Genomic DNA, 14,917 nt, shown 5'->3' with positions numbered 1-14,917 from the left:
CGCTGGCGCGGCTGCTGTCCCCAGCCGGTCGTCGGCGGTTGTTCGTGACGCCGGGCACGCTGCTGGGCTCGCACGCCGATCCGGTACGGCGGCGCTGGAACTTCAAGCGCCATAGCCAGGGTCGGCCTCCCATCCGCGTCTCCGTCCAGGCCTTGGCGCTTCGTCTGGCCCGGGAGACTCCGCTGTGGGGTTACCGGCGGATCGCCGGTGAACTCGCCGCTCTGGGGGACAGGGGGAGGGGTTCAGGTTCCTCATCCGCGATCGGGACACGAAGTACACCACGATGTTCGACGAAGTCTTCACGGCCAAGGGCATCGGCATCCTCAAGACGCCACCTCGGGCTCCGCAGGCCAACGCGTTCACCGAACTCTGGATTGCGCGGCGAATCCCGGCCTTTGGTCGAACTGCAGCGTCACCATTCACGTCAGCGACACTGCCGAGGGGTACGTCAACGGCCACACCTACGATTGCACGCCTGACGCCCGGGCGAAGGTCTGGTACAAGCGCTACGGGCCGGTCGACGTGATCTGGATGAAGGGCGGCCACAGCTACGAGACGTACTTCAACGTCGATGCGTACTACGAAGGTAAGTACGTCGGGTATGCCTTCCGGTTCAGCCCGACCATCACCTGGTAGCCGCCTGGGCGTAGGTTTGGACATTGCCCCGCTGCTCCATGGGGGCGGCGGGGCATTCGCATCTCTCCGCGTTCCGTAGGGGGAGTCTGCTCCTAGGCTCTCCACCGCCAGTACGGGTCGGCGTTCTTGTACGTGCACTTGTACCGCTTGTTGGTGACCTTGGCATAGCAGTACCTGTTATGGGCGGCCTTCAAGCAGAACGCTCCGGGCGTGATGCACACCCCAGTGGTTCCCGCTCTGCTTGTAGCAGGACGATGCCGTGCTGGCGTGCGCGAGCGTGGCCGCGGAGGGGGGGAGGGGCCGCAGCGGGGGCTTCGAGAACGACGCCCGCGAGAGTGGCTGCAACGAGCAGACGTTTGATCAACACGCGCCCCTGAGGAGTGGGGATGGAACGTGACAGGCATGAGACGCGTGTGGTGCCCGTGAGGTTGTCGGGCTGGTTGTCCGGCTGCGGACAGGCGAGGCGACCTACTCGCCGTACTTCTTGGCGTACAGGGTGATCAGCGTGTCGGCGCTCACCTTGCTCCCTGCGGGCGGCTTCATCTTGGTGACCACCCAGTTGCGGTCGTAGATCAGCAATCGGCCCTGTCCTGTCGCGTCCTGGTCGTCGAGGACGTAGAAGCATGCGGCCTGGAGCGTGTCCTGCCCGACCTGCAGGTTCATGCCGACCACGCTGGGGAGTTTCTTCTTCTCTGTCTTCGCGGCGGGGGCAGGAGTGTCGGACTCCGCGGCAGGAGCGGTCCCGGTAGCTGTCGGCGCTGGTTGCTTGCCTCTCGATTACCACGCCCTCCTGGCGTCGAACGCCAGGAGGGCGTGGGCAAGCGAGCTGATGATAGGAGGTGCAGATCACCACGATCTGCGTTACGGACTCGGAATCGCCTGACCCGCAGGATTTATGCTGCGGTCATAGCGCTGCTGGGCCGCGATGACCTCCGGGGTGTGCGCCGAAATCCAGCGGACCAGTTGGCCGAACGGGCGGGACAGGCCTTGACCCAAATCGGTCAGCTCATAGCTGACCTGCGGCGGTGTGGTTGGCTCGACGGTGCGCTCTACCAGCCCGTCGCGGACAAGGGTCCGCAGTTTGGCGGAGAGCATTTTCTCGCTGATGCCCTCGATGCGCTGGCGCAACTCGAAGAAGCGCATTGGCCCAGGCGTCAGGGCGGCCAGGATCATCGGCACCCACCGTCCGGTGACATGTTCCATCACCTCCCGCCCGGGGCAATCGCTGTGAAACGTGTCACTGATCCACCGGGCGTCGCTCTCGTCCACCTGCTCACCTACCGCTATCTCTACGGCTTACCTGAAGGTGCGTACTTACAAAAGGTAAGCCCAAAACCTAGCGTCTCTCGCGTCTTCGTACGACGAGTCAGGAGAGACAGATGAACGGCAAGCAAGTGGCGCTGGTCAGCGGAGCCAGCCGGGGAATCGGGGCCGCGACCGCGGGGGAGTTGGGTCGGCTCGGCTATTACGTGATCGTCAACTATCTGCGCGACGCCGAGTCCGCAGAGCTGGTGGCCAAGCAGATCGGCGCCGCGCAGGCGATCCAGGCCGACGTGACTGACGAGGCCCAGGTGACCACGCTGGTGGACCGGGTGGTCGCCGAGCACGGGCGGATCGACGTGCTGGTGGCCAACGCCCACACCGCGGCGCCGCCATTCGGCCCGCTGGAGCATGTGCCGTGGGAGGCGTTCGCGGCCAAGATGAGTGATGAGCTGGCCGGCGTCTACCACCTGACCCGGCGGGTGCTGCCGGTCATGCGTCAACGGCGGTCCGGCCGGATCGTCTACGTCTCCGCCACCGCGGCCGAGCTGATCATCGGCAGCGCCGCCCAGTCCACTGCCAAGGCCGCCGTGAACGCCTTCGCCCAACAGGTCGCCGGCGAGGCCATACGGGACGGCATCACCGTCAATGCCGTCGCCCCTGGCGCGGTTGGTACCGATGCCACCGCTGAGGTGTTCACCGAGGGCATCCGGCGCCACTTCCGCGATCGGTCGGTGACCGGCACGATGCTGCGGCCGCAGGACCTGGCTCGCCCGATCGCCGCGCTCGTGGACGGCGCGTTCGCCACGGTCACCGGCCAGGTGATCCGCGTCGATGGCGGATACCCGCTGCTGAGCCAGTTGTTGGACGGCCTGCCGGCCCAATTCCCCACGGCTTCGTGAGCCTCAGAACAGAGAGTGCGGCTCGAGTTCCGGGTTGATGACGTCGGCGGCCAGGCCGCAGTTCTGATGAGGCGGGCGTGCTCATGTCCGGGCTCCGCCGGCCGGCGTGCCTACGCCTGCGCGTTCGAGAGCGCGGTACACCGTCGCCCTTCCGATGGAGAACACCTCCATCGGGTCGGCGACGGTGTACTCGCCGGTGGCATGCATGCGCACCAGTTCGGCCTGCTGCCGTACCGTCAGCTTGGGCGAGCGGCCCATCCCGAGCCCTGCGGCCATGACGGAGCGGGCGAAGCCGACCACAGCGATCCGATCAGGCTCAACCGCGACCAACCCGTCGACCCGCTCGCGATGCGGCCATCACGCGGCAGCAACGCCCCATGCCCTACATGCCCGCCACGCAACGGCAAGCTGAGAGCCTGCAATCAAGAACGGGGCAACGGGCCACCGCCAGGCCCGCCCCTCTGCACCTCACAGGACTGGTAGCCGGGTTCGGGTACACGCCCGCATCAGCGCAATGTGATCAGCAAGCAGAGAATCCACAGTGCGCCGGCGAGCAGCGGCAGGAAGTATGTGACCAGCGGAAGAGAGCTGATGCCCCTTGGGCGCCATTGCTCCCTGAGCTCCTTGTACTCCGGAAAGACATCTCGTTGTCTTGCCCGAAGCAGCTCGTAGTAGCGCAAGTGACGGTGGCCCACATAGCCCCAAACCGCCGTGAGCAACATGCCGAATACCGCGATGACCCTCACGACCGCGAGAGCCATGTCAGTGATCGCGCTACCCGGCTGATTCGCTACCCCCAGCACCAGCGCGAAGGCGACGATCAACAGGGACTCCACCACCAAGAACAGGTTGGCCCGCTGGAACAGCATCGTGTCCAGGTGTAGCGAGTGCTGCCACATCCGCTCTAACGCAGCCGGATCCTGCTCCCGGGCCTCTTCTTCACCAGTCATCCGTACGACCTCCTCGCGAGAAGTTGCCCACTCGGAGGCTTCTACGAGACGGGGCGTCGCGTCAAGGTGTCCGCACTCACATATCCGCAGGGAGCGGCCTTGATCGCGATTGCGGACGTTTTCCGCAGGTCAGAGCTTTTTAGAGCCGACCTTGAGCGACCCCGCACGCCCTTGCGCCGCGCGTGGTCCCGTTGCGGGATCGTCAATCGCTCCGGGTACGGAGGCTCCGCGCCAGGATGGGGATCATCACCGCCGCAGGGACGAGGTGTAGCCCGAGGAGGGCGATGGTGGTAGCGGTGTTTGCCCCGGAGAGGAGGGGCGGGACAAACGAGATCGCGGTCAGCGACACTGCCGTCCACACGAAACGCTCGGCGGGGCGAGCGCTCCAACGAAGAAGAGCGACGGCGATGACGATGCCCACGACGGAGAAGAAGCCGGTCACCACGGCGAACCCGGGCAACGGGATCGACTCGCCGCCATCGGGGACCTCGAAGTCGACGCCAACGGTCTGGGCAAGCGCAGCGGCGAGGGTGGTGGCCACCATCGCTGCGAGCGTGGCAATCAAGCCGGTGCCGGCGAGCCCGCGGAGTCGGTGGGTGTGGCTGGTCTGGCCCGATGCCGGGCCTGCGACGCCCCCGGTGTCATTCATGCTGTTCATGTCGTTCCTCCATCATTCGGTAACTGGCCTACGGGGTGTGTTGACCGGCATGTGACGGTCCTGGCCTTGGGGTGACGATGCGCACCCTCGCCGTGCGACGGCCGGGGTTCCACAGGACCGCCGCGACCACCGCGCAGCGCGAGCGTCCACACCGGGACTACTCCGTGCCGTCCGCCGGCAGGCGCTCCGGCAGCCCGAGCCGCGGGAACTGGTCGTCGTGGAACGTGAGGATCTCGGTGATCGCCCCGCCGGTGACGCGGAGGACGTCGATTGTCAGCGGCAGGTACGCGCCCTCCCGCTTCCGCCAGAGGTAGAAGGCGACGGCGGGCTGCCGGTTCACGGAGGTGAGGACGGCGCGCAGGTGCTTCATGCCCTCGAAGCCGCTCTCGACCCACTCGTTCACCACCGTGTCGCGGCCGACGTACAGGCCCGGCGTGGGCGGCATCGAGCAGCGGACGTCGTCCCGCAGCAGCGCGGCGAGTCCGTCGACGTCCGTGGCCACGCTGGCGTCGGTATAGCGGCGCACTACCTCGCGCGTCCCGGCGTCTTCCTCGCCGCCGGTCCAGTCCTGCCGCTCGGCGGGCAGGTGCTCCCGCATGCCGGCGCGGGCCCGCTGCAGCGCGCTGTTCACGGAGTTGACGGAGTCCCCGAGGAGCTCCGCGACGTCCTTCGCCGGCCAGCCGAGCACGTCCCGAAGGATCAGCACGGCCCGCGGGCGCGGCGCGAGGTGCTGGACTGCGACCAGGTACGCCAGCTCGATGGTCTCCCGCGCGACGGCGACGGTCTCCGGCTCGTCCGCGTGGCCCGCGGGCAGCTCGTCGAGCAGCCGGTCTGGGTAGGGCTGCAGCCACAGCACCTCGCCGCCGGTCGCAGGCTCCGGGCGGCACTTGGCGAGCAGGTCCAGGCAGGCGTTGGTGGCGATCCGGTACAGCCAGGCCCGGAACGTCGACCGCCCCTCGAAGGTCTCCCGCCGCCGCCAGGCACGGAGGAAGGTCTCCTGCACGGTGTCCTCGGCGTCCTCGAACGAGCCGAGCATCCGGTAGCAGTGCACGTGCAGCTCCCGCCGGTGCCGCTCCGCCAGCCCCGAGAACGCCGACTCGTCGACCCCGTCCAGACCGCTCTCGCTCAGCTCATCCAGCCGCGTGTCCGCACTCATCACGTCATCCTTCCGCCTCGTCGTGTCCCGTCGTAGGTGTGACGGGTGCGGGCGCGACAACTCATCACCAGGGCGGTCTGCATGGCTGATCCAGCGACGGATCCGATGGCGGAGCACGACGCGCGGTACCGCGAGGAGGACGCGGGTCCGCCGGGTGCGCGACCGCCTGGTGCGTGATGGGGTCGCCTGGTTCACGACGACCCGGCGGGCATGGACGCACGGGCATGGCACGAGGTCCACCGAAAGGGATGGGAGCTTGGAGCCGAGACCCGGCTCACCTGGGAGCAGGGATTCCGGCAACGGTCGGTGTCGTCGCACCCGTCGCTGCTCTCCTACCGGGCCCGGTCGCCGCGGTGGCGTCGGCATTAGGCCAAGTGGACGCTCGCGACGACCTCGAAGCACCGGTGGACGCATGCGCCGTCACTCGATCTGCGACGGCTGGGGCTGGTCAGCTTCGAGTACATCCCTCCTCGTCAGATGTCCCGCTGGTCGGCGGCACGTTCGAAGTCCTGAAGGAGTCCTCGCTTCGCTCCCTAGCTGCAATGCCATGACGGCGATCATGCCTGCCAGACCGAACCCCAGGTCGGCCCCAACGGCCGAGTTTCGGGCAACCACAGGGATTGCAGAATATTTCCGGAGATGTCTTGTGGCTCGGACGATCGCCGTCGTAGCGTGTCGGAACTGGCGGTTGATACGTATCGACGATTTCCTCCAAAGGGGTGTCATGGCGTTCACCAGCAAGGACGTCGCGCGCGTCGCCGGCGTATCGCAGAGCACCGTGTCCTATGTGATGACTGGCAAGAGACCCATCTCTGAGCGCACGCGGCGACGGGTCCTGGACGCGATGGAACAGCTCACCTACGAGCCGCACTCCAGTGCCCGGGCTCTGGCGGGGCGTCGTACCCAGGTCATCGGTCTGGTCGTGCCCTTCGGGGTCGGGGGTGAGGTCTTCGGGTTGCTTCCGTTCATAGAGACCATCGCCAGCTCGGCTCGCGCCCACGATCACGAGGTTCTCCTGGTGACCGCGGACGAGGGCTCGGCGGGTCTGCGGCGCCTCGCCGGACGGGCCCTGTGCGACGCGATCATCATGATGGACATCCAGGAGCAGGACGACCGGGTCCCGGTGGCCGCCGCACTGTCCGTTCCGGTGGTGCTCATCGGTGTGCCGGCCGACCCGGCCGGGCTGCACTGCGTCGACCTCGACTTCGAGGCGGCGGCTCGGATGGCCGTCGACGAGCTGGCCGACACCCAGCACGACGAGATCGTCGTGGTGGGCTATACGGCCTCGGCGATGAAGCGTGGCCTGAACTACGTCGGCCGGTTTCTGCGATCGGTGCGTCGGCAGGCACAGGTGCGCGGCCTTCCGCTGACGGTGATCGAACCGGTCGAGCGTGGACGGGAGGCCGCCGCGAAGGTCGCCGATCAGCTCCTCGCTCAGCGCACCAGCGGGCGTCTCGGAGTGCTGGTGCCGCACAGCGACGCGATCGTGCCGCTGCTGGACGCACTGCGGAAGCGAGACGTCGTGCCGGGCCGTGACATCTCCGTCATCGGACTCAGTCCCGACCGGGAGGCCGAACTGTCCGATCCGCAGTACACAAATGTCTCCGAGGAACCACGCGACGTCTCGCGGCGCGCGATGGAGACGCTGTTCTGGCTACTCGATCCGAGTTCCGCGGTGGAACCTCCCGCGATCGAGCTGGTCGCGCCACGACTCACTCGTCGTACGACCGTGATGCCCGCTCCCGCCCACTGATCATCGGTGGCTTCGACCCAGGACCCGCTACGCACAAAGTCGATGCGCATCGACGCCCCGCTCAGCCGCCGTCGATGCGGCACGACCCCCAACCCCCCCCCACCCCGCCCCCCCGCGGTGTTGGCCCATCGACACCAAACCGCCCCGGAACCTTCCGTATCCGAAAGGACACGACATGATCCGCTCCCCCCGGACCCAGGCCGCGCTCGCCTCGATGCTCACCCTGCCCCTCGCGCTCAGCGCCTGCGGCGGGGGGCCCGGCGGCGGCTCGAATACCGGCGGCGACTCCTCAAGCCTGCGGGTGCTCGATTACTACAACAACGATCCGGGCAAGACGGTCTGGCAGAAGGTCATCGACGCGTGCGGCCGACAGGCCGGTGTCACCATCCAGCGAGAGTCGGTGCCCGGCGCGACCCTGATCCAGAAGGTGCTCCAGCAGGCGTCCTCACGTACCCTTCCGGATGTCCTGATGCTGGACAACCCTGATCTCCAGCAGATCGCCCAGACCGGCGCCCTCACCCCGCTGAACGACCTCGGGCTCAAGGCCGACGGGTACGCCGAAGGCGTGGTCAGCGCCTCGACGTACAAGGGCAAGCTCTACGGCCTGCAGCCGATCACCAACACCATCGGGCTGTTCTACAACAAGGACCTGCTCGCCAAGGCGGGCGTAACGCCACCCACGACTTGGGCGGAGCTGAAGACGGCGGCCAAGAAGCTGACCTCCGGCGGCACGTACGGACTGGCGTTCTCGGCGCCGGCGAACTACGAGGGCACCTGGCAGTTCCTGCCGTTCATGTGGTCCAACGGCGGCGACGAGAAGAACATCGCGACGCCGGAAACCGCGCAGGCAGTGCAGTTGTGGGTCGACCTGATGAACGACGGCTCGGTGTCGAAATCCGCTCTGAACTGGACCCAGGCGGACGTCAACGACCAGTTCAAGGCGGGTAAGGCCGCGATGATGGTGAACGGGCCGTGGCAGTTCCCCTCGTTGGAGGAGAACAAGAGCGTGAAGTACGGGGTGGTGAAGATCCCGGCACCGGCAGCGGGCAGGCCGGTCGTCGCGCCGCTCGGCGGTGAGACGTGGGCGGTGCCGCAGACCGGGAACAAGGACAAGCAGGCCAAGGCTGCCAAGATCGTCGCCTGCCTCAACTCGGACGACAACCAGCTCAGCCTCGCCAAGGACAACCAGACCATCCCCACCAAGACGGCGCTGCTGGCGAAGTTCAGCTCGAGCAACCCGAACATGGCAGGCTTCGTCGACCAGATCCCGACCGCGCGGGCCCGCACCGGTGAGCTCGGCGCGGACTGGCCGAAGGCGGCCACGAAGATCTACACCGCGTTCCAGTCCGCGCTGACCGGCCAGGCCACACCGGCCAAGGCCCTGGAAGCGGCGCAGAATGGCTGAGCACCGACAACAGTCCACGATGGAACGGCAGACAGATCCACCACCTCCGGAAACTGTGGCGGACGACGAGGCCGTCGCCGGACCTTCCTTCTGGCAGTCGAACCGCTTCCAGAACCGCGCCGCGCGGGTGCTGTTCCTGGCCCCGGCCGTGAGCTACATGGTGGCGTTCTTCGGCTACCCGATCGTCAAGAACTTCGTGATGGCGTTCCAGCAGTACTCGACGAGCACCTTCTACACCGGCGAGGCGCCGTGGGTCGGGTTCGCCAACTACGCCGCGGTGGTGTCCTCCCCGGTGTTCAGCAAGGCCATGCTGAACACCGTCTTGTTCACCGCCGGCTCGATCGCCGGGCAGTTCGTCATCGGTCTCGCCCTGGCGATGTTCTTCCGGCGCCGTTTCCCGCTCAACGGCGTGCTCCGTTCGCTGATCCTGCTGCCGTGGCTGATCCCGCTGATCGCCTCCGGCGCGGTCTGGAGGTGGATTCTCGACAAGGACAACGGCGCGCTCAACCGGTTCCTCGCCGCCATCGGGGTGGCGAGCGAGCACCCCGGCTGGCTGACCAGCACCTCACTGGCCCTGGTGGCGGTGATCCTGGTGAACATCTGGATCGGTATCCCGTTCAACCTGACCATCCTGTACGGCGGGCTCCAGGACATCCCGGAGGACCTGTACGAGGCCGCCTCACTGGACGGGGCGGGCAGCTGGCGGCGGTTTCGGTACGTGACCTGGCCGCTGCTGCGTCCGGTGGTGAGTGTCGTGCTGGTGCTCGGCGTGGTCTACACGATCAAAGTGCTGGACGTGATCCTGGCACTGACCGGCGGCGGCCCCGCCAACGCCAGCCAGACCATCGCGACGCAGTCGTACCACCTGTCGTTCCAGGAGTTCGACTTCGGTCAGGGGGCCGCGCTCGGCAACATCCTGATCGCGATCTCCCTGGTGTTCGCCGTCTTCTACCTGCGCGCCAACCGGCGTGCCGTGGACGAGTGAGGCAGTCATGACCACCACGCTTCCCGCGCCTTCGCACGTCGCCCGTCGGCGTCGGCGCACAAGGGCCGGCTGGGGCAGCACCGTCGCCGGGATCATCATCCTCGCCGTCCTGCTGTTCCCGATCTACTGGATGGTCAACGTTTCGCTGCAGCCGAGCGGCTCGGCGGTCGGCACCCCGTGGCTGCCGTTAGATCCCAGCTTCGACGGCTACGCCAGCGCGCTCGGCCAGCAGGGCCGCAACCTGGTCACGAGCCTGGTCGTCGCCCTCGGCTCGGTCGCGTTCAGCCTGCTGATCGCGATGCCGGCAGCGTACGCCCTGGCGCAGTTCAAGGTCCGCTTCGCGGGCGCGTTCCTCTTCGGGATCCTGATCTCGCAGATGATCCCGGGAATCGTCATCGCGAACGCGCTCTACACCGCCTATAACGACTTGGGACTGCTCAACTCGATCCCAGGCCTCATCCTCGCCGACTCGACCGCGGGCATCCCGTTCGCGATCCTGATCGTCCGCGCTTTCATGACCAACATCCCGCGGGCGGTCCTGGAGGCCGGCCGGGTGGACGGCGCCGGACACATCCGGACGTTCATCTCCATCGTGTTGCCGATGAGCCGCAACGCGCTCATCACCGCGGCCCTGTTCACCTTTCTCTTCTCCTGGGCGGACTTCCTGTTCGCTCTCACCCTCACCACGACCGAGGACGTACGCCCGGTCACGCTCGGGCTGTACACCTACATCGGGACATATGTGAACGACTGGAGCTCGGTCATGGCCACCGCCGTGCTCGCCTCCCTGCCGGCCATCGTCCTGCTCGTCATCGCCCAGCGCTACGTCGCCGCAGGTACGACCGCCGGCGCGGTCAAGTGAACCTAACAGAAGGATTCGACATGACAAACACAACCGCCGCCGGCCCGCTGCGTGTGACGGTGTGGGGCGAGAACCGCCACGAGCAAATCGAGGAGCACGTGGCGAAGATCTATCCGATGGGCATGCACACCACGATCGCGCAGGGCATCGAGGAGAACCTCGCCGACGGCTGCGTCGTCCGTACCGCCACCCTGGACGACCCGGAGCACGGGCTGACCGAGGAGGTGCTGGCCGACACCGACGTGCTCACCTGGTGGGGTCACGCGGCGCACGACGAGGTGTCCGACGAGGTCGTCGAGCGCGTCCACCGGCATGTGCTGTCCGGGATGGGGCTCGTCGTGCTGCACTCCGGGCACTGGTCGAAGATCTTCATCAAGCTCATGGGTACGAGTTGCACGCTGCGCTGGCGCGACGAGCACGACCGTGAGCTCATCTGGACGGTCGACCCCACGCACCCCATCGCCAAGGGCGTGCCGCACCCGCTGATCATCGAGGAGGACGAGATGTACGGGGAGTTCTTCGACATCCCGGCGCCGGACGAAATCGTGTTCATCAGCTCGTTCAGCGGCGGGGAGGTGTTCCGCAGCGGCTGCACGTTCCGCCGCGGGCACGGCAAGATCTTCTACTTCCGGCCAGGGGACCAGGCATACCCCACCTACCATCACAAGGACGTACGCCGGGTCATCGCGAACGGCGTCGCCTGGGCACGCACCGATCGGCCGGAACGGAGCCATCCTGTGCTCCTGCGGTACGCGACCGAGGAGTTCTTCCAGGGCCAGGGCTACACGGGACCGCTCCAGTGAGGTTCAGGACGATCCCCTCCAGCCCGGCGGACCCGCTCCGGGTGGTTCTCGTGGGCGCCGGCAGCATGGGTCGGGCCTGGCTGGCCACCATCGCCGACTCACCCGAGGTGACCCTCACCGGCATCGCCGACCTGAACGTGGCGCTGGCCCGGGACGCCGCCGACTCGGCCGGCTTGCCGTACCTTCCAGTCGGCGCCGACGCCGAGGCTCTCGCACGGCAGACTGGCGCCCAGGCTCTGATCAACGTGACCGTCCCCGAGGCGCACCACCCGGTGACCTCTGCCGCGCTGTTCGCCGGCCTGCCGGTGCTCGGTGAGAAACCGGTCGCGGAGAACGTGAGCCGAGCGCTGTCACTGGCCGCCGCGGCCGAGGTCACCGGTGAACTGTTCATGGTCAGCCAGTCCCGCCGCTGGAACCCGCAACTCGCAGCGTTACGGGGGATGGTCGCGCGGCTCGGCGCGATCGGGACGGTGAGTACGGCGTTCTTCCGATCCGAGCGGTTCGGCGGGTTTCGTGACCTGATGGCGTACCCGCTGCTCGTCGACATGGCGATCCACGCCTTCGACTCGGCGCGTTTCCTGCTCCGGGCCGAGCCGGTAACGGCGTACTGCCAGTCGTACAACCCGCCGTGGAGCTGGTTCGCGGGGGACGCCAACGCGACCGTGGTGTTCGAGATGGAGGGCGGCACCCGGTATGTCTACAACGGCAGCTGGTGCAGTCCCGGCGGTATCACCTCATGGAACGGGACCTGGCGGGTCAGCGGCGAGAAGGGCACTGCGCTCTGGGACGGCGACCACGAGCCGGTCCTCGACGCCGAGGTGGACGTCAGCGCACCGGCCGGCCCGCCGTACTCCGGAATCGCGGGTGCTTTGCAGGTGTTCGTGCGGGCGCTCCGGACCGGGGAGCTGCCGTCCGGCGAGGTGCACGAGAACGTGATGAGCCTGGCGATGGTGGAGGCGGCGGTGCAGTCTGCGACGAGCGGCAGGCTCGAGCGCCTGGACGACGTGCTTGAGCGGGCCCACGCGCAGGCGCTGCGCGACGAGACCCGACCGGACGTACGGAACGCCCTCGCCAGATGGCCCTCGGTGCGTGACAGGCTGGCGGGCGCGGAGCGGTTGGGGATGCTATGACGGAGCTGCGTGTCGGGATGGTGGAGTTCGCGTTCATGGGCGCGGCTGCGGGTGCCGATTGATCATTCGGCGTGTCAAATCCTCGGCGTTCTACCCCGGGCGGGCGCCTGGGTATGGTCAGGCGGGGAGCTGAGGTCGGCCTGGCGGTTAGGCCGGACGCCTTACGTGGTCCTCGGACGAGGTCTAGGCGCGACGCAAGGTGCCGCAATTTCGTAGTCATGCCGATGACCAGCACCTCACGTACGCGATGCGACCGGCAATCTCCCTCCTGCATGCTCGGGCCTGGTGGACTTGGCAGGGGCATGTATGTAATCAGAGTCGGGCTCAATAAGGTCCTGCAGGCAGGGAGATTTAAATGCTGGCGACCTTGCCGAACAGCCGCGAGGCGAACTTCGCGGACGCAACGGCGCGCCGATAGCAGTCACGGCCGAGGAACGTGGCGACCTCGATCTCCAACGCCGACATCACAGAGCGACAACTCGGGCTCCTATCGAATGCGGTTCGAAGGCGGCGCCAGAAGAATCAGGGCCGTGCAAGCTGGGGAGGCCCTCTGGCCAGCGCCGAACCGGTGAGGGACCCCGCGCTCGGATGGCCCACTGGCGCGCAGTACGCAAGGTAGGCTATCGTCACCAGGTAGAACGACCGGTCTTCCTACCTCTTGAGTAGTGGCCTGAGTGGCCTCTCGCCCGTCGGGGCGGGACAGCCTCCAGGCGGAGAACTGCCGCTAGGTCCCAGGTGCGCGTCGAACAGAGATGAACAACTTCCATGAAGCCAAATCCGCCCCAGGGTCAGAGAGCCCCCGCCGCCGAGTCCCTCGCCGACCTGACGCCGCGCGTTGCCGACCCGCCGGCCCATCCCGAACCGGTACACGCCGCCCTGACGGTCGGCCTCGCATGCGCCCCCGATGGGATCAGCCCCCCGATCGGATCAGCCGGACCGCGTCCAGCAGGGTCTTGTGGGCGGCCGTCGTGTCGTCAAGGTAACCGGCTGCCATCGCGCCGTCGTACAGCATCAGCAGCGCACCGGCGGCCGACTCCGGGTCGGCATGGTCGACCCGAGTGAGCAGCTCCTGGAAGAGGGCGCGGGTCCAGTCCCGATGGGACGCCACCAGGCGGCGCACCGGATGGGCGGCATCCGGGTACTCGGCGGCCGCGTTCATGAACGGCGATCCGCGAAATCCGCGCTCGCGGGCGTGCTCGGCGATCGCCTCGAAGATCAGGTCGATCGCCTCCTCGGGCGGGTGCCCGGCGGCCAGCGGTTCGGCCACCGCCCGATAGTAGGCGTCCTTGCTCAGCAGATACGCCAGAACCAGGTCATCCTTGGAAGCGAAGTGCCGGTAGAAGGTCGCCTTCGTCACCCCGGCCTCGGCGATCAGCCGTTCCACGCCGATCGCGCGTACACCCTCGTAATAGAACAGCCGCGACGCTGCCCGGACCAGGCGTTCGCGGGGCGGCAGCTCTCCCTCCTTCTTGGTCTCCTGGCTGGTGGCGTCGTCGGTGTTCTGCCCAGTGATGCTCACTTCCCCATTGTGCCCGTGGCTCGGCCTTGACCGGCCGTCGTCCCCGTACGGCCCGCCAATAGGGCCGTCGACCTCCTATCCCGTACGGCCCGCGGCAGCGTGGTCGTTCATCGAAAGGCTTGAACCATGACTCGTCGTCTTGAAGGAACCGTCGCCTTGGTCACCGGGGCTTCCAGCGGTATCGGCCACGCCACCGCCCTGGAACTCGCTCGCGAGGGCGCGTCGGTGGCCCTGGTCGGTCGGCGCGAGGACCGGCTCACCGATCTGGCCGGGCAGATCACGGGCGCCGGCGGACATGCGCTGGTGGTGCCCGCCGACATCACCGACGCCCAGGCCGCCGCGGATGCGGTCGATCGGACCGTGGCGGGCCTGGGCCGCCTGGACATCCTGGTCAACAACGCCGGTCTCATGCTGCTCGGGCCCGCGCCCGGCGCGGACCTGAACGACTGGCGGCGCATGATCGACATCAACCTCATGGGCTTGATGTACACCGCCCACGCGGCCGTCCCCCACCTGGTCAAGGCAGCAGCAGAAGGCCCGCGTCAGGTCGCCGACATCGTCAACATCGGCTCCCTCGCCGGCCGCAACGCCTACGCCATGTCCGCCGTATACAGCGCCACCAAGTTCGGCGTCGGCGCCTTCAGCGAGGCACTGCGCCAGGAACTCACGCGCCAGCACGTCCGCGTGTCCGTCATCGAGCCGGGCAGCGTCGACACCGAACTGCGCACCCACAACCCGGCCGCCATCCAGCAGCACATCGCCGCCGCCCTCGGCGACATCAAGCGGCTGCAAAGCCACGACGTCGCCGACACCGTCGGCTACATCGTCACCCGCCCCCGCCACGTGGCCGTCGCCGAACTCCTCGTACGCCCCACCGAACAGGCCTGAACACCACGAG

Annotated in this window: 16 protein-coding genes; 9 read left to right on the top strand and 7 right to left on the bottom strand. The window is 67.5% G+C overall.

What is annotated here, in order from left to right; all coding sequences use genetic code 11:
* The first annotated feature begins 207 nt into the window (after positions 1 to 207).
* On the top strand, positions 208 to 636 hold the full coding sequence (locus tag KIK09_RS34950) for a hypothetical protein (RefSeq protein ID WP_214323716.1): 429 nt from the start codon (positions 208 to 210) through the stop codon (positions 634 to 636).
* A gap of 468 nt (positions 637 to 1,104) precedes the next feature.
* On the opposite strand, the gene KIK09_RS34945 is transcribed toward KIK09_RS34950, so the two are convergent.
* Together KIK09_RS34945 and KIK09_RS34940 are read right to left on the bottom strand one after the other, a co-directional pair.
* The gene (locus KIK09_RS34945) at positions 1,105 to 1,299 is read right to left on the bottom strand and encodes a hypothetical protein (RefSeq protein ID WP_214323715.1); all 195 of its coding nucleotides are present in this window, start codon (positions 1,297 to 1,299) and stop codon (positions 1,105 to 1,107) included.
* A 198-nt stretch (positions 1,300 to 1,497) separates the two neighbouring features.
* On the bottom strand, positions 1,498 to 1,905 hold the full coding sequence (locus KIK09_RS34940; RefSeq protein WP_308164474.1) for a winged helix-turn-helix transcriptional regulator: 408 nt from the start codon (positions 1,903 to 1,905) through the stop codon (positions 1,498 to 1,500).
* A gap of 110 nt (positions 1,906 to 2,015) precedes the next feature.
* On the opposite strand from KIK09_RS34940, the gene KIK09_RS34935 reads away from it, so the two are divergent.
* A complete protein-coding gene (locus tag KIK09_RS34935; RefSeq protein WP_214323714.1) occupies positions 2,016 to 2,798 on the top strand; it encodes an SDR family NAD(P)-dependent oxidoreductase in 783 nt (260 codons plus the stop codon).
* 81 nt (positions 2,799 to 2,879) lie between these two features.
* Here the strand turns inward: KIK09_RS34935 and KIK09_RS34930 are convergent, their stop codons facing one another.
* The 4 genes from KIK09_RS34930 to KIK09_RS34915 all read right to left on the bottom strand — a co-directional run bounded on the left by KIK09_RS34930 (position 2,880) and on the right by KIK09_RS34915 (position 5,562).
* Complete coding sequence (locus tag KIK09_RS34930) at positions 2,880 to 3,128, bottom strand: helix-turn-helix domain-containing protein (protein ID WP_250574280.1); 249 nt, start codon at positions 3,126 to 3,128, stop codon at positions 2,880 to 2,882.
* A 176-nt stretch (positions 3,129 to 3,304) separates the two neighbouring features.
* A complete protein-coding gene (locus KIK09_RS34925; RefSeq protein ID WP_214323713.1) occupies positions 3,305 to 3,748 on the bottom strand; it encodes a hypothetical protein in 444 nt (147 codons plus the stop codon).
* 202 nt (positions 3,749 to 3,950) lie between these two features.
* On the bottom strand, positions 3,951 to 4,406 hold the full coding sequence (locus tag KIK09_RS34920) for a DUF6069 family protein (protein ID WP_214323712.1): 456 nt from the start codon (positions 4,404 to 4,406) through the stop codon (positions 3,951 to 3,953).
* Positions 4,407 to 4,563: 157 nt separating this feature from the next.
* Positions 4,564 to 5,562, bottom strand: coding sequence for an RNA polymerase subunit sigma-70 (locus KIK09_RS34915; protein WP_214323711.1), 999 nt, complete (start codon positions 5,560 to 5,562; stop codon positions 4,564 to 4,566).
* A 646-nt stretch (positions 5,563 to 6,208) separates the two neighbouring features.
* Between KIK09_RS34915 and KIK09_RS34910 the strand changes: the two genes are divergently transcribed.
* The 6 genes from KIK09_RS34910 (at position 6,209) to KIK09_RS34885 (ending at position 12,500) form a co-directional block, all read left to right on the top strand.
* Positions 6,209 to 7,315, top strand: coding sequence for a LacI family DNA-binding transcriptional regulator (locus tag KIK09_RS34910; protein ID WP_214323710.1), 1,107 nt, complete (start codon positions 6,209 to 6,211; stop codon positions 7,313 to 7,315).
* Positions 7,316 to 7,490: 175 nt separating this feature from the next.
* Complete coding sequence (locus KIK09_RS34905; RefSeq protein WP_214323709.1) at positions 7,491 to 8,720, top strand: sugar ABC transporter substrate-binding protein; 1,230 nt, start codon at positions 7,491 to 7,493, stop codon at positions 8,718 to 8,720.
* A gap of 55 nt (positions 8,721 to 8,775) precedes the next feature.
* The gene (locus tag KIK09_RS34900; RefSeq protein ID WP_308164472.1) at positions 8,776 to 9,705 is read left to right on the top strand and encodes a carbohydrate ABC transporter permease; all 930 of its coding nucleotides are present in this window, start codon (positions 8,776 to 8,778) and stop codon (positions 9,703 to 9,705) included.
* 7 nt (positions 9,706 to 9,712) lie between these two features.
* Positions 9,713 to 10,567 carry a carbohydrate ABC transporter permease gene (locus tag KIK09_RS34895; RefSeq protein ID WP_214323707.1) on the top strand — a complete coding sequence of 285 codons (855 nt, stop codon included), beginning with the start codon at positions 9,713 to 9,715 and terminating at the stop codon, positions 10,565 to 10,567.
* 20 nt (positions 10,568 to 10,587) lie between these two features.
* The gene (locus KIK09_RS34890) at positions 10,588 to 11,370 is read left to right on the top strand and encodes a ThuA domain-containing protein (RefSeq protein WP_214323706.1); all 783 of its coding nucleotides are present in this window, start codon (positions 10,588 to 10,590) and stop codon (positions 11,368 to 11,370) included.
* Positions 11,367 to 12,500 carry a Gfo/Idh/MocA family protein gene (locus KIK09_RS34885; protein ID WP_214323705.1) on the top strand — a complete coding sequence of 378 codons (1,134 nt, stop codon included), beginning with the start codon at positions 11,367 to 11,369 and terminating at the stop codon, positions 12,498 to 12,500. The genes KIK09_RS34890 and KIK09_RS34885 overlap by 4 nt, the downstream gene beginning before the upstream one ends.
* 910 nt (positions 12,501 to 13,410) lie before the next feature.
* Here the strand turns inward: KIK09_RS34885 and KIK09_RS34880 are convergent.
* Entirely contained in the window at positions 13,411 to 14,019 is a 609-nt protein-coding gene (locus KIK09_RS34880) for a TetR/AcrR family transcriptional regulator (protein WP_214323704.1), read from the bottom strand.
* A 126-nt stretch (positions 14,020 to 14,145) separates the two neighbouring features.
* On the opposite strand from KIK09_RS34880, the gene KIK09_RS34875 reads away from it, so the two are divergent.
* A complete protein-coding gene (locus KIK09_RS34875; protein WP_214323703.1) occupies positions 14,146 to 14,907 on the top strand; it encodes an SDR family NAD(P)-dependent oxidoreductase in 762 nt (253 codons plus the stop codon).
* Positions 14,908 to 14,917 lie beyond the last annotated feature (10 nt).

Origin of the sequence: Nonomuraea sediminis (genome assembly GCF_018531495.1) — a bacterium.
GTDB classification, from domain to species: Bacteria; Actinomycetota; Actinomycetes; order Streptosporangiales; family Streptosporangiaceae; genus Nonomuraea; species Nonomuraea sediminis.
The sequence above is the reverse complement of the archived record's forward strand: the minus strand, read 5'-3'. Positions and strand labels throughout refer to the sequence as shown.